This is a genomic window from Klebsiella sp. K5-204 (assembly GCF_030128585.1).
Classification (GTDB): domain Bacteria; phylum Pseudomonadota; class Gammaproteobacteria; order Enterobacterales; family Enterobacteriaceae; genus Klebsiella; species Klebsiella quasipneumoniae.
Map to the genome: position 1 here is coordinate 27,942 of NZ_JAKUZS010000003.1, position 17,180 is coordinate 45,121.

Here is a 17,180-nt window from a genome sequence, read left to right on the forward strand (position 1 = left end):
GCGGTATTCCTGTGCAACAGACAACCCAAATTCAGCCCTCTTTTACCCTGAAAACCCGCGAGGGCGGGGCGGCTTCTGCCGATGAACGCGCCGATGAAGTGGTGATCGGCGTCGGCCCCGCCTTCGATAAACACCAGCATCACACCCTGATCGATATGCCCCATGGCGCGATCCTTAAAGAGCTGATTGCCGGGGTGGAGGAAGAGGGACTTCACGCCCGAGTGGTGCGCATTTTGCGCACGTCCGACGTCTCCTTTATGGCCTGGGATGCGGCGAACCTGAGCGGCTCGGGGATCGGCATCGGTATCCAGTCGAAGGGGACCACGGTCATCCATCAGCGCGATCTGCTGCCGCTCAGCAACCTGGAGCTGTTCTCCCAGGCGCCGCTGCTGACGCTGGAGACCTACCGGCAGATTGGCAAAAACGCCGCGCGCTATGCGCGCAACGAGTCACCTTCGCCGGTGCCGGTGGTGAACGACCAGATGGTGCGGCCGAAATTTATGGCCAAAGCCGCCCTGTTTCATATCAAAGAGACCAAACATGTGGTGCAGGACGCCGAGCCCGTCACCCTGCACGTCGACTTAGTAAGGGAGTGACCATGAGCGAGAAAACCATGCGCGTGCAGGATTATCCGTTAGCCACCCGCTGCCCGGAGCATATCCTGACGCCCACCGGCAAACCATTGACCGACATCACCCTCGAGAAAGTGCTCTCTGGCGAGGTGGGCCCGCAGGATGTGCGGATCTCCCGGCAAACCCTTGAGTACCAGGCGCAGATTGCCGAGCAGATGCAGCGCCATGCGGTGGCGCGCAATTTTCGCCGCGCGGCGGAGCTTATCGCCATCCCTGACGAGCGCATTCTGGCTATCTATAACGCGCTGCGCCCGTTCCGCTCCTCGCAGGCGGAGCTGCTGGCGATCGCCGACGAGCTGGAGCACACCTGGCATGCGACGGTGAATGCCGCCTTTGTCCGGGAGGCGGCGGAAGTGTATCAGCAGCGGCATAAGCTGCGTAAAGGAAGCTAAGCGGAGGTCAGCATGCCGTTAATAGCCGGGATTGATATCGGCAACGCCACCACCGAGGTGGCGCTGGCGTCCGACGACCCGCAGGCGAGGACGTTTGTTGCCAGCGGGATCGTCGCGACGACGGGCATGAAAGGGACGCGGGACAATATCGCCGGGACCCTCGCCGCGCTGGAGCAGGCTCTGGCGAAAACGCCATGGTCAATGCGCGATGTGTCTCGCATCTATCTTAACGAAGCCGCGCCGGTCATTGGCGATGTGGCGATGGAGACCATCACCGAGACCATTATCACCGAGTCAACCATGATCGGTCATAACCCGCAGACCCCGGGCGGGGTGGGCGTCGGCGTGGGGACGACCATCGCCCTCGGCCGGCTGGCGACGCTGCCGGCGGCGCAGTATGCCGAGGGGTGGATCGCGCTGATTGACGACGCTGTCGATTTCCTTGACGCCGTGTGGTGGCTCAATGAGGCGATCGACCGCGGGATCAACGTGGTGGCGGCGATCCTCAAAAAGGACGACGGCGTGCTGGTGAACAACCGCCTGCGCAAAACCCTGCCGGTGGTGGATGAAGTGACGCTCCTGGAGCACGTGCCCGAGGGGGTGATGGCGGCGGTGGAGGTAGCCGCGCCGGGGCAGGTGGTGCGGATCCTGTCGAATCCCTACGGCATCGCCACCTTCTTTGGGCTGAGCCCGGAGGAGACCCAGGCCATCGTCCCCATCGCCCGCGCGCTGATTGGCAACCGCTCAGCGGTGGTGCTCAAGACCCCCCAGGGCGACGTGCAGTCGCGGGTGATCCCGGCGGGCAAGATCTACATCAGCGGCGAAAAGCGCCGTGGAGAAGCCGATGTCGCCGAGGGCGCGGAGGCGATCATGCAGGCGATAAGCGCCTGCGCTCCGGTACGCGACATCCGCGGCGAACCGGGCACCCACGCCGGCGGCATGCTCGAGCGGGTGCGCAAGGTGATGGCGTCCCTGACCGGCCATGAGATGAGCGCGATTTACATCCAGGATCTGCTGGCGGTGGATACATTTGTTCCGCGCAAGGTGCAGGGCGGGATGGCTGGGGAGTGCGCCATGGAGAATGCCGTCGGGATAGCGGCGATGGTGAAATCGGATCGTCTGCAGATGCAGGTTATCGCCCGTGAGCTGAGCGCCCGACTCCAGACTGAGGTGGTTGTGGGCGGCGTTGAAGCCAACATGGCCATCGCCGGGGCGTTAACCACGCCGGGCTGTGCGGCGCCGCTGGCGATCCTCGACCTCGGCGCCGGTTCGACGGATGCGGCGATCGTCAGCGCGGAGGGGCAGATCGCCGCGGTGCATCTCGCCGGGGCGGGAAATATGGTCAGCCTGCTGATTAAAACCGAGCTGGGTCTCGAGGATCTTTCGCAGGCGGAAGCGATAAAAAAATACCCGCTGGCCAAAGTGGAAAGCCTGTTCAGTATCCGCCACGAGAATGGCGCAGTGGAGTTCTTCCGGGAAGCCCTCAGCCCGGCGGTGTTCGCCAAAGTGGTGTACATCAAGGAGGGCGAACTGGTGCCGATCGATAACGCCAGCCCGCTGGAAAAAATTCGTCTTGTGCGCCGCCAGGCGAAGGAGAAAGTGTTTGTTACCAACTGCCTGCGCGCGCTGCGCCAGGTCTCCCCCGGCGGTTCCATTCGCGATATCGCCTTTGTGGTGCTGGTGGGCGGATCATCGCTGGATTTTGAGATCCCGCAGCTTATCACCGACGCCCTGTCGCACTACGGCGTGGTCGCCGGGCAGGGCAACATTCGGGGAACAGAAGGGCCGCGCAATGCGGTCGCCACCGGGCTGGTGCTGGCCGGTCATGCCGATTAAGCCGGCGCTCGCGCCAGCCTCTCTCTATAACGTGCTATTTCAGGATGCCAATGATGAACCAGACTTCTAGCTTAACCGGGCAGTGCGTGGCCGAGTTTCTTGGCACCGGACTGCTCATTTTCTTCGGCGCGGGCTGTGTCGCTGCGCTGCGGGTCGCCGGAGCCAGCTTTGGCCAGTGGGAAATCAGTATTATCTGGGGCCTCGGCGTCGCCATGGCCATCTATCTGACGGCCGGCGTCTCCGGCGCGCACCTTAATCCGGCCGTCACCATTGCCCTGTGGCTGTTCGCCTGTTTTGAACGCCGTAAAGTACTGCCGTTTATTGTCGCCCAGACGGCCGGGGCATTCTGCGCCGCCGCCCTGGTGTACGGGCTCTATCGTCAGCTGTTTCTCGATCTTGAACAGAGCCAGCATATCGTTCGCGGTACCGTCGCCAGCCTTAACCTGGCCGGGGTCTTTTCCACCTACCCGCATCCGCATATCACCTTTTGGCAGGCGTTTGCCGTAGAGACCACCATCACGGCGATCCTGATGGCGATGATCATGGCTCTGACCGACGACGGCAATGGCATCCCGCGCGGGCCGCTGGCGCCGTTGCTGATTGGCTTGCTGATCGCCGTGATCGGCGCGTCGATGGGGCCGCTAACCGGCTTTGCGCTGAATCCGGCGCGTGATTTTGGCCCTAAACTGTTTACCAGTCTGGCCGGCTGGGGCGCGATCGCCTTTACCGGCGGGCAGCCGATACCCTACTTTTGGGTGCCGCTGCTGGCGCCGGTGGTGGGGGCGATTATGGGGGCGTTTTTATACCGCAAGCTTATCGGCCACCATCTGCCGTGCGAATGCGCTAGCGATGAGTGAGACGGGGCGCGCCGCATCACGGCGGGCAACGAGGTTAACTTCCCCCGGCGAGTCGCCGGGGAACAGGGTTATTTCTTGATGACCGCATTGAGTTCGCCGAGTTTGGCGGCGGGGTTCTTGTGGCACTGCTGCAACATTTTCGGCACCGAAACGGTCTCGACTTCATGCCAGTCGACGTAGTCGCCGCCGCTGAAGTCGGTGTTGCGGTTCACCACCCAGAAGGCCACCGGGGTCATGCTTTTTGGGTTCATATCCATAAACTCCTGACAGGTCATATTCTGCGGTGTGGTTTCCAGAACCGCGAACGCCGGGCTGGTCATCAGACAGAATGTGGTGGCCGCTACGGTCAGTACGAGTGCTTTAGGCAAATTCATTTTCTTCTCCAGTGACAAAATAGGGCTTAAGCCTGGGCGTGCTTCATTTTATTGCGCAGGACCAGCAAGCCGATGGCGCTAAATATCATTTCAACGCCGATAAAGGCGGTAATAAATATCCAGCTTTGCTGCGGATTCATGGCCAGCCACAGGCAGGCGATAAGTAAATCCAACAGGCCGATAAAAATATTCCAGCCGGCGCCGCTTTGTTTTCGGGTTTGACATCCGTTGACGATGCGGGAAATACCGCCGAGAACAAATAAAAAGCCGAATAAGAGGGCCAGGCTGCTCATGCCGTTAAGAGGATTAACGACAAAGCTCAGGCCGAGCACGATCCAGGCGATGGCGAAGATCAGCGCCACCAGGCGTGATTTCCAGTGCTGCTGGCGGAAGACGATCAGGCTGTACAGTGAGTAGAAGCCGCAGATCATCAACAACATGCCGGTCACCGTGGCGAGATACCAGCCGGCGACCAGCGGCCAGGCCAGGCAACAGGCCCCGCAGATAAACAGCAGCGCGGCCATCAAGCCGGCATGCCGTTTATATCGAATGAAGACGCGTGGGTTAAACGCATTTAAGGTGTAATGGCTAAACATAAACATAATTGCTCCGCAGATCCCGGTTGCCGGCCTGACGCTGAATAAAATGCGTCATGCTTTATTCAGCGGGCCAAAAGAAAGGTCTGAGGAAAATAGTAGGCCGCGCTATCGGCAGGCGTAAATAAGAGCGCTGAGGTGACTTTATACGCCTTGTCTGACAGCTGTCAGACAAGGCCCGCAATATTCCTTCCGGGCTCTGATTCTCAATGCCCATGATATTTTTTAAGCTGGCTGCGTTTGGTGATGCTTACCGATTTTAATCAGGAGTTAACGATGAAAAAAGTCATTCTGGCGAGCCTGCTGGCAACCATGATGGGTACCTCTCCGGTGTGGGCAGCAGATAGCGCGACGGCAGCGCCAGCCGCGGCAGCCACAGCGCAGGTGCAGAAAGAAGCCGCCGATGTGCTGCAGGTGGCAGTGCAGGGCGCGAACGCGATGCGCGACGTCCAGTTCGCCCGTCTGGCGCTGTTCCATGGCCAGCCGGATAGCGCGAAAAAACTGACTGACGACGCCGCCGCGCTGCTGGCCGCCGATGACGCCAGCTGGGCGAAGTTTGTGAAAACCGATGCTAAAGCCAAAATGATCGCCGATCGCTATGTGGTCATTAACGCCTCTATCGCTCTGTCTGAAGACTATGTAGCCACGCCGGAAAAAGAGAGTGCCATTAAATCCGCTAACGAAAAACTGGCGAAAGGCGATCAGAAAGGGGCTATCGATACCCTCCGTCTGGCCGGTATTGGCGTAATTGAGAACCAGTATCTGATGCCGCTCAACCAGACCCGTAAGGCGGTGGCGCAGGCGCAAGACCTGCTGAAAGCTGGAAAATATTACGAAGCGAATCTGGTGCTGAAAGGCGCTGAAGAGGGCATCGTGGTGGACAGCGAGATGCTGGTGGCAGGCAACTGATACCTGTTCCACCCTGAGAGAGCGCAGAGGAAGAAACTGACAAGGATGTCCCCTTAACGGTCGGGCAGGCGGACTGCCCGACCGGAACGGCTAGCGGCCGATCAGGGCGTCGATTTCGCCATCGATCTCGCGCATGACGCCGGTGATGCGCTGTACCACCTCCAGACAGCTTGCTGGCGTTAGCGAGTCAGGCCGCTTCGCCTCAAAAGGGGCGCACAGCGCTTGCAGCGCAGTAATCCCCAGAATTTGCGCTGAACCGTGCAGACGGTGCAGCGCTCGCAGAAAGATCTGCGGCTCATGCCGGGCGATTGCCTGTCCGGCAGCCTGTAAATCCGCGGCCGACGCATCGCGGAACGTCTCCAGCATCTCAGTCATCAGCGCCTGGTCTCCCCCGGTATTTTCGGTCAGCACGCTGAGCCGCAGGTGTCGGGCGACGTTTGGCGATGCGTGGCCCACCGCTAAACGGCTCAGCTCGTGGCTCAGCGTCTGAACCGACACTGGCTTAAACAGACACATATTCATGCCGCTGGCCAGACAGGCCTCCCGCGACTGCGGCAGCGCGCTGGCGGTCACCCCCCAAATCATCAGGTCCGGGTAGCGCCGACGTAGCGACGCCGCCAGCGCCAGGCCATCTTTCTTCGGCATATTGAGGTCCGTGATCAGCAGATCGTAATGTTTGCCAGCGAGCTTATTCTCCGCCTCTTCACCGTCGCAGGCTTCATCGACGCTATAGCCGATAGTGCTGAGCTGGCGCTTGAGCAGCAGCCGGTTGGTGGGATGGTCGTCGGCTATCAATATCGACAGCCCGGGCAAGACCTGCTGCCTGGCCGGCAACGCCTTCGGCGCGCGAACGGCGCAGCGACTCACCTTGACTGGCAGGATGATGGTGAAGGTGGTCCCCACGCCAGGATGGCTAACCATCTCCAGTCGGCCCTGCATGAGTGCGACCAGCTCCTGGCAAATGACCAGACCCAGGCCGGAACCGGTCTGTTTGCGCCCCTGGCGCGCCTGGGCATAACGGTGAAAGAGAGTGGTCTGCTCTTCTTCGCCGATCCCGCAGCCGCTGTCGCTAATGATGAGGGTCAGCTCCCCCTGCGTCTCATCCGCTTGCGTCAGCCGGCAGTCGACCTGAATCGCGCCCTCGGTGGTAAACTTCAGCGCATTGCCGATGAGATTATTGAGGATTTGCCGCAGCGCCTGCGGGTCGATCCACAGCATGGTCCCCTCCTGTAGCGCGTTATGGTCGTGGAGCGCGATCCCCTTTTGCTGCGCCAGCGCGCCGAAGGTGTGACACTGCTGCGACACGACCTGTGCGACATCGCTCCACTGCGGGGTGATCTGGTATTTTCCCGACTCAATCTTGTCGATATCGAGAATATTACCGATCAGCCCCAGCAGGGTTTGCGCCGTCGACCCCGCCAGCTCGATCGCCTCTTTACGCTGACCGACGTTCAGCTCCGGTTTCGCCAGCAGTTCCAGAAAGCCGACGATGGCGCTCACCGGCGTGCGCAGCTCGTGGCTCATGCTGGCCAGAAAGCGACTCTTGGCTTTTGTCGCCTGAATTGCTTTGTCTTTTTCCCGCTCCAGGGCGCAGGAGAGGGCCTCCTTCTGCGCCAGCTCCTCCTCCAGCCGCTGCTGAGAGTCTTTACGTTTGCGCACTTCCCGGCACAGGGAGAGTCCCCACCCGAGGCTGATGGCGATCAGCACCAGCGCGAAGGCGATCAGCTGGTAAAACTGGCGGCTGTACTGGCTCCAGTTCTCTATTTGCTGGCTGGAAATTTTCGACCACTTCTCGGTCATCTGCAGAATATCCCGCGGCGGAATGACCTGCAGCGCTTTGCTGAGGATGGCGGCCAGCACCGGCTCATCGCGCGGGATCGCCAGCCGAATGGCGGCGACCGGGAGTCCGTCGATGCGGGCGTAGTGCAGACCCTGTGGATAATAGTGGTCGATCATATAGCGGGCGGAAAGCTCCGACGCTACCGCGGCATCCACCTCGCCTTCCTCCACCATCTTCATCGCGACGCCAACGTTATCCGTCTCCACCCAGTCAACCTGTGGAAAGCGCGCTTTCAGGTCGTGGGCGGCGATTGGCCCCACTGGCAGGGCGATCCGCGCCGGGCGGGCCAGCAGATGTGGGTCGGGGGCGCTGCCGCGGGCGACCAGCACAAAAGCGACGTTAATCAGCGGGTCGCTGAGGGTGACGTAGGCCTGCGGCTGTGGCGTCAGGGTCGCGGCGGGCATGATCGCCCAGTCCTCTTTTTCCATCCGCTTTGCCAGATCCTGACGGTTGCGTACCAGGATGGGGTCAAACTGCAGCCCGGTCTGTAGCGAGAAAATATTCAGCATATCGGCCATAATGCCGCGCAGCTCGTCCTCGTCATCCACCAGAGTAAAAGGCGGAAAGTAGGGGTTGACCAGCAGGCGGACGCGACGATGCTTCTGTAGCCAGCGCTGCTCTTCGGCGCTAAAGGACAGCGGCGTATTGAGAAATGACAGATCGCCGCGGTTGAGCCAGTTTTGCATGATCCGCATCGCGGTATCGCTGTCGATAGCGTGGATAAAACGGTCAAGGAGCTGGTGCAGCGCCGGTCGATCCTCGCGGGTGACAAAGCGGTTGTGCTGCTCCTGCTGACGAAAATAGTGTGCGATGACCAGCGATTGCGAGAAATATTTCGAGATGCAGTGGCCGGTGGTGATGTTATTGCCGATGAAATACTGATTCTCGCCGCTGACCACCGAGGCGAGAGCCTGATAGTCGCTATCGTAAAGGGTGATTTTGGCGTTGGGAAACGCCTGCTGAATGATATCGAAAAAGGCGCAATCGCGGGTGCAGGCCAGCGTGACGCGGCGGTCGGTGGTCAGCGGCGGCAGGGGGGATTTTAGCGAGGTGACCAGCGTCGGCCAGGTTTTGATCAGCGGTGCGGTGTGCGTCAGTCCCGGGGCGAGCGCATCCCGGTGCGCCACCTGAGTGAGCAGGGTATCCACCTGGCGGTCGGCCAGGGCGGCCAGCGCCTGCTGCTCGGTGTCATATTGGCGGATAACCACCTTCAACCCGAGGCTGTGCGCCATTAGCGCCAGATAGTCGGCGTTAATTCCCTGATAGCTCTCCTCGTCGCTGTCGTAGACGATAGGCGTCATCTCAGGCAGCCAGGTGCCGACGGTCAGCGTCGGCCGGGCGGCCAGCCAGACCTTTTCCGTATCGTTAAGCGGAATGTCGATTGCCGCAATGTGGGCATGGCTTTTCAGCTCCAGTTGCTTCATGGCAAACGCGGCGGGGGAGTGGCTTAGCGCCAGTCCGACAATCAGGGATAAAATAAGACGAACGACCATGGCATCACCCTATTTTATTGCGTTGCGCAAAGTCATAAAGCTCAAGCAGGGAGCTGCAGCCTAATTTATCCATCAGACGGACCTTATAGGTGCTGACCGTCTTATTGCTGATATTCATTTTGCTGCCGATGGTGGTGTAGTCGACGCCGCTGAGGATATAGCGGAAGACTTTCATCTCCTGCGTTGACAGCGTATCCAGCCGGTCCTGATCGGTGATGCCGTGGGTGCAGAAGCGCTCCAGTGAAAAGGGGAAATAGCTGTAGCCATTATTGGCCGCCTCGATCGCGGCGAGGATATTATTCATTCCCTCTTTTTTACTCACAAAACCATTGGCCCCGCAGTCGGCGCTGCGTTTGCCGTAGAACCGTTCATTTTTGGCGGAAATGACGATAATTTTTCCCTGGTAGCGGCGTTTGCGCAGCTGCTCAAGAACGTCGATGCCGCTGAGCTCCGGAATATCAACGTCAACGATCAGCAGGTCAGGCTGCATCGTTTCGGCGGCCTGCACCGCATGAGCGCCGCTGTCGAGCTCTGCCGCGACGGTAATACCGTTGGTATCGAGTAGGTTGCGAATGGCGATACGTGCCAATGGATGATCGTCAATGATTATCGCATTCATGGGGGCGTAAATCCTGATATGAAAAAGAAGGGCGATGTCTGGTGCAGGTGCGGCGGGGGTTATTTTTATCGATGCCGTAATAAGGCGCAATTGTAACACAAATCGTTTTCGCCCGGGGAAGATATTCTGGGCGAACCCTTCGCTGAATATATTTGCATATCTGGATGACAGCTGTAGGAACAGGCGTTCGCTTACTTCAGCGCTGTCTGGTATTAAAAAAAATGCAAACGATTAATCTGCTCTTTTTAAGGTGAGTTGTCGGGAATATCGTCCGGTGACAACTGGCAGGTAAAATAATAACAATGGCAAAAGTGAAGCTCGCCCTTTGGCAAAAATGGGTTTGGAAACGTCTAATGGCAGGAATAATACTCGTGGCAATGAGTAGCGCCGCGGTGGGTAAGGACGCCTCGCCCGCTGAGGCGCGGACGCGCGATATGATGCGCTGTCAGGATTATCTGCAGCTGGATCCGCGCACCTGGACGCCGATGGTGATCTGGCTGATGAACGATCCTTTTTCCCTGCAGCCGCCGGAGTGGACCGACTTCCATGAAGCCGAGCTGGTGCTGACGCCGATCCTCACCGAAATCTGCCGTCAGGAGCCAGATGCCTGGCTGACTTCGCTGCGTGAACGGCTCAATTCCTACCAGCAGGTGCGGTCGCTCAATTAAGCGACCGCGATAAAGCGGCAGAAAAAGTGACTAAATGTGCAGTTAGCAGCCCATTCCTGCGCCGGGGATCGGCAGCGGTCCGCTTTTTGCGACAGGGCGTCGCAGGCCTTGCTCGCTGGCGTCGGGTTGGCGCCGGCGCAGATGGCATCCAGAGGCGCTGTCATCTGCGCGCTTTCACATTTATTTCCCGGCGGCAGAAAAATTCAGCGTTAATCCAACGCCGACCTCGTTAATTTTGATAAAACGCGCCAGGCTAACCTTCGCCGCAAGATCGGTACAATGGCATGGATAGACGGAGCCCGGGGACAATGCTTTAAGGTAATCCCCTGTCTGTGTGAGGCGATCTTCATCAGCATTTTGCAAATGGAACCCGCCAATGACCGAAACAATGTGATGTTCTCCGGTAACCTGTTTCGCATATTCAATAATGTTAGCTATTCCCGCGTGAGAACAGCCTGTGACTACCACCAGTCCATCTTCTGTCTTTATTGCCAGCGCAGAATCATCCATAACGTAATCATCAGTCATTTCGCCTTTCTCATCCACCGTTTGGCCTACCGGTGTCAGCATCTCGAATTTATTGTCCCTTGGTATTTGACCAAGGAAGATGATGTTTTCAGTGAGTGGATAAGGTTTTTGGCTGCAAATTTTGTTGAAGAAGAGATCATTTTTATCGAATCTGTAGTTTATCCCTATAGATTTTTCATCAAAATACTTTGGGCTTAATGCATCTGGATGGCAGATTAAGTTTATCTTTTTCTCGGGAGTGAAGTTGAGTCGATCATAATATTGGATTAAATGATTGAGTCCCCAGGTATGATCGTTATGGCCATGGGATAACACGATACTATCGATACTGGTCAAATCTATTTTCAACGTTTGCGCATTTTGCAGGAAAACATCTGAATATCCCGTATCGAAAAGAATTTTTTGACCATCATACTCAATCAGATAAGACACACCAGGTTCACCGATAAGGTACCTGTCAATGAATGTATTATTATCAACCAGAACCGTTAATTGCATCAATAAATCCTCGATGTGGCGCCAACAATATAAAAAACGACATCTTTCTATTCTGGACTGGTGTATGCCACACTCATTGCGGATAAGCAATTCACCAACATTTGTCATGCATGCCAGGGCTGACCAGATGCCGCCGGGAAAAAGGATGAGCTTAACTAAAAAATTTGCATAGTGCCGTTTCTCGCTTGCGTTAGCCATTTATGCAATCGCGGCCATGCTCATCGCAAGGGAGACGGTAGTTATGCAATCGCTGTTTTTTATCCCTGACAACACAACCGGTCTATGGGGATACCGATATCGCGCCACGCCCTGATGGTCGACCAATCGAACGCTACCGTAAAGTCGGGCCGTTCGACATGAACGATCCTGAGGGCTGCAGGGATAGGAATGCGCAGTTGCCCACATCGCTGACCTGACTTGAGAAACGTCGTATCCAGTAGCGTTGCTAATATTGATATATCTTATTTCTATTTGTTATTAATGAATCATTGACAGTGTTTAGCTGAACTGATTCAGCTAATGGTTCACAGGATAATGTTTTGTAAAAATTATGTGATTAAAATTTAAAGGTTTGTAGTCAGCGCTAAAGATAGAAAGATCGTCTGGATTTTATCCGCTACCTTGAAGGGATTAATAAATCTGCGTTATAAATTAACCGCACTATTTAGAATGAAATGGAAATATCTGAATGAACAATTCAGAGAAATAGTGAAATAAATCTTATTATACTGGTAGCTTCAGGACAGGGTATGTTTATGAAGAATGGAATTATTCTATCAATCGCCGACCGTATCAAAGATGCGCTTCCCATACCAACAGACGAATTCAGGAAAAGGCTTGAAGAGGACTGTTATGTAATATGGAAATTGCCACACTTTGATGCACAAGAAATCACTCAAACCCCCGTTGTTCCCTCTTATGCTGATTATGTCGAGTCAAAAAATGCAGCGTTACATGGCGCTTATCTTTCTGCACATTTTCAGGCCGGCCTATGGCCCGTCGTCTATCAGGGCGAAAATAACGGACATCTTATAAGGCATGTCTGCCCGATGCTTCAGGCAGAAGAGAAAATAAGTTCTCAGGGGGCTAAGTATGACTTTTACCCGCATGTCGATAATCCCGATCTGTACATTACCGGCGAGACGCCGTCTAACCGACTTGGCGGCTGTCCTGACACTCTGAGTTTGTTGTGTCTCAGGAAAGAGGAAGGCGTTCACACCAGTCTGTTAAAACTGGATCAGATTCTGAAGAGGCTTTCTGATAAGGATATCGCTATTCTTACCAGCCCCGCCTTCAGGATTAAACGGCCAGCCAGCTTTACAGAGGGATCCAGTATTGAGAAGGTGCCGATTATTGTGAGCGACAACGGTGTCTGGTATTCACGATTTGACTGGCACAATACACAAGGTATGACTCTCGAAGCCGAAGCCGCGCTGGAAAAAATGCGATTTATCACCCTGGAACATGACCTGTGGTTCAATGTTCCGCTGGAACCAGGCTATGCAGTGACTTTTTTAAACCAAAGAACAATGCATACCAGAAATGCTTTTGAACCTCGTTTTGATGGCACGGACAGGTGGTTATTGCGGGTTTTTGCTATGAAACACAGACCAACTGATACGCAGCTTGTCGATTCTTCACTTTGTCTCCACCACCTGCGCACACTATAACGGAACAAAAAATGTCAGATTTAGTTAATCACTCAATGTTCATTGAGGGAAGCGTTATTGCTCATTACCTTGTTCTCGGGGTGATCCTGCTGGTTATTGCATCATTTATCGCGGGCTATATTGATGCGATTGCGGGCGGTGCTGGACTCGTGTTAATTCCAGCCTTTATCCTGACAGGGTTACCACCTCAGCTTGCGCTGGGACAGGAAAAACTGGTCAGTACTATAGGCACCATCGCTGCCATTAAGAACTTTGTTAAAAATAAGTCTGTTATCTGGCGCGTTATCCCTGCGGGATTAATTTCTGCCCTGGCGGGAGCCTATGTGGGCGCGAAGGTGATATTACTTTTGCCTGTGGAGACCTTATCGATCGTCATTGTGGTGCTATTACCCGTTGGTTTACTCGCAGCAACGATTAAGGGAAAAATTAAAGAGTCCGCAGACGACTCTGCCAGGACTAACTTTCTGGCAATCTTTGTAGTGTGTTTTATCGTGGGTTTTTATGATGGTTTTTTTGGCCCTGGGACCGGTAGCCTTTTCATCATTGCCTTAACGGTTATTAATAAGTTTGGACTGCTGCAGGCATCCGCGACCAGCAAGATCTTTAATTTTGCATCCAATATAGGGGCGTTTGTTGCCTTTGCGATTGCCGGTAAGATGGCTTATTTAATCGGTATTCCGATGATTATTGCCAGCCTGGCTGGTAATCATATTGGCAGTCTGCATGCCATTAAAACCAATGGTGAAATTATCCGCAAAGTTCTGTTTGTCACCGTGGGTGCGATGATGGTGACGCTTTCAGTAAAATATTTTACAGGAGTATGAAATGGCAATGGGCAATGAAAATATCGTCGTGCGGCTGGCGCAAGACTCAGATATTCCAGAGGTGAAACAACTGCTGGAGCGCTATCACGCAAAAAATCTTGCGGGTGAGCAGCGGGCGAATGGATTTGTCACCACCGATATGACGGAGCAGCAGTTAAATGAACTGCGTTCAGCCGAAAGTGGTGTGGTGATTGCGGTTGATAGTACATGCGGCAAGGTCATTGGCCTGTTGCTTGGTGGATCGTGGGAATTTCTCAGCCCCTGGCCCATGTTTAAATACATGGCAAGTATTCTCAATGAATATCACTACCAGGGAAAGAATCTGGATGCGGTTAGCTCATACCAGTATGGCCCCATCTGTGTCGCAGAAGAGTATCGTGGCCAGGGCGTAGGCGAGATGCTGCTTGAGTATCAACGCAAGGTGTTTGCACCGCGTTATCCCGTCATCGTTACCTTTGTCAATGTGCTGAACCCGCGCTCGTATGCATTTCATACCCGCAACCAGTTTGAGGACGTCGGTTTCTTTCACTTCAATGGCAATAAGTACCACATGATGGCGTTACCGACCTCCTGAGAGGTGGGCTGATACATTGCGGCAGACCCGGCGGGCGTCTTCGGCGCCTGCCGGCATAAGCGAAGGTCCGGGTTTGGCCGGTGGCTAACCGAATTCTGCTCTTTTCAGGGGCGTCTGGAAAAGGAAAAGGGCCTACGTTTTCACGTAAGCCCTTGATATCTGGTGGCCCCTGTTGGGTTTGAACCAACGACCAAGCGATTATGAGTCGCCTGCTCTAACCACTGAGCTAAGGGGCCGTGGCGAGGGATTATAAAGTAACTGACGGTTGCAATCCAGCGTAAAGCGCGCAGCTGCTGTTTTTATAAACAATGCATTTTCAATCCTTTATAATCATGTTTTAGCCATACAGCCGGAGAAAACATGATTAGCGATATCCTTGCGCCGGGCCTGCGCGTTGTCTTTTGCGGTATCAACCCGGGGAAGTCCTCCGCCCATACCGGCTTTCATTTTGCCCATCCTGGCAATCGCTTCTGGAAAGTCATCCATCAGGCCGGGTTTACCGACCGACAGCTCAGGCCGGAAGAGGAGCTGCAGCTGCTGGATACGCGCTGCGGCATCACCATGCTGGTTGAGCGTCCGACGGTGCAGGCCAGCGAGGTCGCCCTGCAGGAGCTGCGCAGCGGCGGCCGTGAGCTGGTGAGGAAGATTGAGGAGTATCAGCCGCAGGCGCTGGCGGTGCTCGGCAAGCAGGCCTTCGAGCTGGCCTTTAACCAGCGCGGCGCGAAGTGGGGGAAACAGGCCATGACCATCGGCACGACCCAGGTGTGGGTGCTGCCCAATCCCAGCGGCTTAAATCGGGCGACGCTCGATAAGCTGGTGGCGGCCTATCGTGAACTGGATGATGCCCTGGCGACCCGCGGCCAGTAGCGGAGAGGGGCGACTTTCCCCGAGCGACCAGCGAAACGCCATAAAAAAAGCTCCCCGCAGGGAGCTTTTTAACAGGCTGTAGACGATGCCCCGCGACGATTAATCGTCGAGGAAGCTACGCAGCACTTCAGAACGGCTCGGGTGGCGCAGTTTACGCAGCGCCTTCGCTTCGATCTGACGGATACGTTCGCGAGTAACGTCGAACTGTTTACCCACTTCTTCCAGCGTGTGGTCGGTGTTCATGTCGATACCGAAACGCATACGCAGGACTTTCGCTTCACGAGCGGTAAGGCCGGCCAGCACGTCGTGCGTTGCCGCGCGCAGGCTCTCGGTGGTCGCGGAATCCAGCGGCAGCTCGAGGGTGGTATCCTCGATGAAATCCCCCAGATGCGAATCTTCATCGTCGCCGATCGGCGTTTCCATGGAGATAGGCTCTTTGGCGATCTTCAGCACTTTACGGATCTTGTCTTCCGGCATCAGCATGCGCTCAGCCAGCTCTTCCGGGGTCGGTTCACGGCCCATCTCCTGCAGCATCTGGCGGGAGATACGGTTGAGCTTGTTGATGGTCTCAATCATATGCACCGGAATACGGATGGTGCGCGCCTGATCCGCGATAGAGCGGGTAATGGCCTGACGGATCCACCAGGTGGCGTAGGTCGAGAACTTATAGCCGCGACGGTATTCGAACTTATCAACCGCTTTCATCAGACCGATGTTGCCTTCCTGAATCAGGTCGAGGAACTGCAGACCGCGGTTGGTGTATTTCTTGGCGATCGAGATAACCAGACGCAGGTTCGCTTCCACCATCTCTTTCTTCGCCCGGCGGGCTTTCGCTTCACCGATGGACATGCGACGGTTGATATCCTTCACCTGCTCGATGGTCAGGCCGGTCTCTTCTTCGATCTGCTGCAGCTTCTGCAGGCCGCGCTGCACGTCTTCTTTCACTTCCAGCAGCTTCTCGGACCACGGCTTGTTCATCGCCACCGCGGCGTTGAACCAGGTTTCGCTGGTTTCGTTGCCGGTGAACAGGGTGATGAAGTTTTTCTTCGGCATTTTGCACTGCTCAACGCACAGCTTCATGATGATACGTTCCTGAGTACGAACGCGATCCATCATGCTGCGCATGCTGTTGACCAGGTAATCGAACTGCTTCGGCACCAGGCGGAACTGCTTGAAGACTTCAGACAGCTTCAGGATCTCTTCCTGGGCGGCGGCATGGCTACGACCTTTGGCTTTGATGGTGTCGCGCGTCAGCTCGTACTGGGTACGCAGCTCGGCGAACTTCTCACGGGCCAGCTCAGGGTCGATGCTGTTGTCGTCATCGCTGTTGTCGTCGGCGTCTTCATCTTCGTCTTCGTCTTCGTCGTCATCCATCTCTTCCTGAGACAGCTCGGAGCCAACGTGGGTGGCGGTCGGCGCCATATCTTCTTCGGCGTTCGGATCGACGAAACCGGTGATCAGATCGGACAGACGGGCTTCTTCCGCTTCAACGCGGTCGTACTGCTCAAGCAGGTAGGTGATCGCTTCCGGGTATTCGGCAACGGAGCACTGCACCTGGTTGATGCCGTCTTCGATGCGTTTGGCGATGTCGATTTCGCCTTCACGGGTCAGCAGCTCTACGGTACCCATTTCACGCATGTACATGCGCACCGGGTCGGTCGTGCGCCCGATTTCGGATTCCACGCTGGAGAGCACCTGCGCGGCGGCTTCGGCAGCATCTTCATCCGCGGTGTTTTCGGCAAGCATCAGATCATCGGCATCCGGTGCTTCTTCCATCACCTGAATGCCCATGTCGTTGATCATTTGGATGATGTCTTCGATCTGATCGGAATCGACGATATCTTCCGGCAGATGGTCATTGACCTCGGCATAGGTCAGATAGCCTTGCTCCTTACCACGTTGGACAAGAAGCTTCAGCTGTGACTGCGGGTTTTGCTCCATAAGACGGTATCCACACTTAATTCGTTTGATTGGTGTCGGCAGGCGGGCTGTCGACATTTAAA

The 17,180-nt window shown here is 55.8% G+C and carries 17 protein-coding genes and 1 tRNA gene; 10 read left to right on the forward strand and 8 right to left on the reverse strand.

The features are described from left to right. Positions 1-11: 11 nt before the first annotated feature. Genes MKR05_RS08775 through MKR05_RS08790 form a run of 4 tightly spaced genes read left to right on the forward strand, consistent with a single transcriptional unit; the run spans position 12 to position 3,717 of the window. Complete coding sequence (locus tag MKR05_RS08775; RefSeq protein ID WP_023291058.1) at positions 12-596, forward strand: propanediol/glycerol family dehydratase medium subunit; 585 nt, start codon at positions 12-14, stop codon at positions 594-596. Between the two features lie 2 nt (positions 597-598). Continuing rightward, positions 599-1,024: a glycerol dehydratase small subunit DhaB3 gene (locus MKR05_RS08780; protein ID WP_023291057.1), complete on the forward strand. Its 426-nt coding sequence runs from the start codon at positions 599-601 to the stop codon at positions 1,022-1,024. A gap of 12 nt (positions 1,025-1,036) precedes the next feature. Further along, positions 1,037-2,860, forward strand: coding sequence for a diol dehydratase reactivase subunit alpha (locus MKR05_RS08785; RefSeq protein ID WP_060590413.1), 1,824 nt, complete (start codon positions 1,037-1,039; stop codon positions 2,858-2,860). A gap of 53 nt (positions 2,861-2,913) precedes the next feature. Beyond that, positions 2,914-3,717, forward strand: a complete 804-nt coding sequence (locus MKR05_RS08790; RefSeq protein WP_072413576.1) for an MIP/aquaporin family protein — start codon at positions 2,914-2,916, stop codon at positions 3,715-3,717. A 68-nt stretch (positions 3,718-3,785) separates the two neighbouring features. Here MKR05_RS08790 and hdeB read toward each other — a convergent pair whose 3' ends face one another. Together hdeB and MKR05_RS08800 are read right to left on the reverse strand one after the other, a co-directional pair. Next, entirely contained in the window at positions 3,786-4,091 is a 306-nt protein-coding gene (hdeB, locus tag MKR05_RS08795; protein WP_023291054.1) for an acid-activated periplasmic chaperone HdeB, read from the reverse strand. A 26-nt stretch (positions 4,092-4,117) separates the two neighbouring features. Next, the gene (locus MKR05_RS08800; protein WP_023291053.1) at positions 4,118-4,693 is read right to left on the reverse strand and encodes an HdeD family acid-resistance protein; all 576 of its coding nucleotides are present in this window, start codon (positions 4,691-4,693) and stop codon (positions 4,118-4,120) included. A gap of 240 nt (positions 4,694-4,933) precedes the next feature. Here MKR05_RS08800 and MKR05_RS08805 point away from each other — a divergent pair, with 240 nt between their 5' ends. Continuing rightward, entirely contained in the window at positions 4,934-5,596 is a 663-nt protein-coding gene (locus MKR05_RS08805) for a YfdX family protein (RefSeq protein WP_072096602.1), read from the forward strand. 90 nt (positions 5,597-5,686) lie between these two features. On the opposite strand, the gene MKR05_RS08810 is transcribed toward MKR05_RS08805, so the two are convergent. Together MKR05_RS08810 and evgA are read right to left on the reverse strand one after the other, a co-directional pair. Further along, positions 5,687-8,929 carry an ATP-binding protein gene (locus MKR05_RS08810; protein WP_101990514.1) on the reverse strand — a complete coding sequence of 1,081 codons (3,243 nt, stop codon included), beginning with the start codon at positions 8,927-8,929 and terminating at the stop codon, positions 5,687-5,689. 4 nt (positions 8,930-8,933) lie between these two features. Then, positions 8,934-9,548, reverse strand: coding sequence for an acid-sensing system DNA-binding response regulator EvgA (gene evgA, locus MKR05_RS08815; protein ID WP_023291050.1), 615 nt, complete (start codon positions 9,546-9,548; stop codon positions 8,934-8,936). Between the two features lie 302 nt (positions 9,549-9,850). Here evgA and MKR05_RS08820 point away from each other — a divergent pair, with 302 nt between their 5' ends. After that, positions 9,851-10,216: an HdeA/HdeB family chaperone gene (locus MKR05_RS08820; protein ID WP_072096603.1), complete on the forward strand. Its 366-nt coding sequence runs from the start codon at positions 9,851-9,853 to the stop codon at positions 10,214-10,216. Here MKR05_RS08820 and MKR05_RS27035 read toward each other — a convergent pair. Together MKR05_RS27035 and MKR05_RS08830 are read right to left on the reverse strand one after the other, a co-directional pair. Beyond that, the gene (locus MKR05_RS27035; protein ID WP_156835173.1) at positions 10,213-10,380 is read right to left on the reverse strand and encodes a hypothetical protein; all 168 of its coding nucleotides are present in this window, start codon (positions 10,378-10,380) and stop codon (positions 10,213-10,215) included. The genes MKR05_RS08820 and MKR05_RS27035 overlap by 4 nt on opposite strands. A gap of 16 nt (positions 10,381-10,396) precedes the next feature. After that, positions 10,397-11,242, reverse strand: coding sequence for an MBL fold metallo-hydrolase (locus MKR05_RS08830; RefSeq protein ID WP_064155337.1), 846 nt, complete (start codon positions 11,240-11,242; stop codon positions 10,397-10,399). 749 nt (positions 11,243-11,991) lie between these two features. Between MKR05_RS08830 and MKR05_RS08835 the strand changes: the two genes are divergently transcribed. The 3 genes from MKR05_RS08835 to MKR05_RS08845 are packed head-to-tail and all read left to right on the forward strand — an operon-like array spanning position 11,992 to position 14,310. Next, positions 11,992-12,912 carry a TauD/TfdA family dioxygenase gene (locus MKR05_RS08835; RefSeq protein WP_238875643.1) on the forward strand — a complete coding sequence of 307 codons (921 nt, stop codon included), beginning with the start codon at positions 11,992-11,994 and terminating at the stop codon, positions 12,910-12,912. Between the two features lie 11 nt (positions 12,913-12,923). Further along, positions 12,924-13,736, forward strand: a complete 813-nt coding sequence (locus MKR05_RS08840; protein WP_223825684.1) for a TSUP family transporter — start codon at positions 12,924-12,926, stop codon at positions 13,734-13,736. 1 nt (position 13,737) lies between these two features. Continuing rightward, positions 13,738-14,310: a GNAT family N-acetyltransferase gene (locus tag MKR05_RS08845; RefSeq protein ID WP_049015112.1), complete on the forward strand. Its 573-nt coding sequence runs from the start codon at positions 13,738-13,740 to the stop codon at positions 14,308-14,310. Between the two features lie 160 nt (positions 14,311-14,470). Here MKR05_RS08845 and MKR05_RS08850 read toward each other — a convergent pair. Next, positions 14,471-14,546: transfer RNA gene (locus MKR05_RS08850), tRNA-Ile, on the reverse strand. 124 nt (positions 14,547-14,670) lie between these two features. Between MKR05_RS08850 and mug the strand changes: the two genes are divergently transcribed. Beyond that, positions 14,671-15,177 (forward strand): G/U mismatch-specific DNA glycosylase, encoded by a 507-nt coding sequence (gene mug, locus MKR05_RS08855; protein WP_002917636.1) that lies wholly within the window; start codon positions 14,671-14,673, stop codon positions 15,175-15,177. Between the two features lie 99 nt (positions 15,178-15,276). Here the strand turns inward: mug and rpoD are convergent, their stop codons facing one another. After that, the gene (rpoD, locus tag MKR05_RS08860; RefSeq protein WP_004174339.1) at positions 15,277-17,118 is read right to left on the reverse strand and encodes an RNA polymerase sigma factor RpoD; all 1,842 of its coding nucleotides are present in this window, start codon (positions 17,116-17,118) and stop codon (positions 15,277-15,279) included. Between the last annotated feature and the right edge of the window lie 62 nt (positions 17,119-17,180).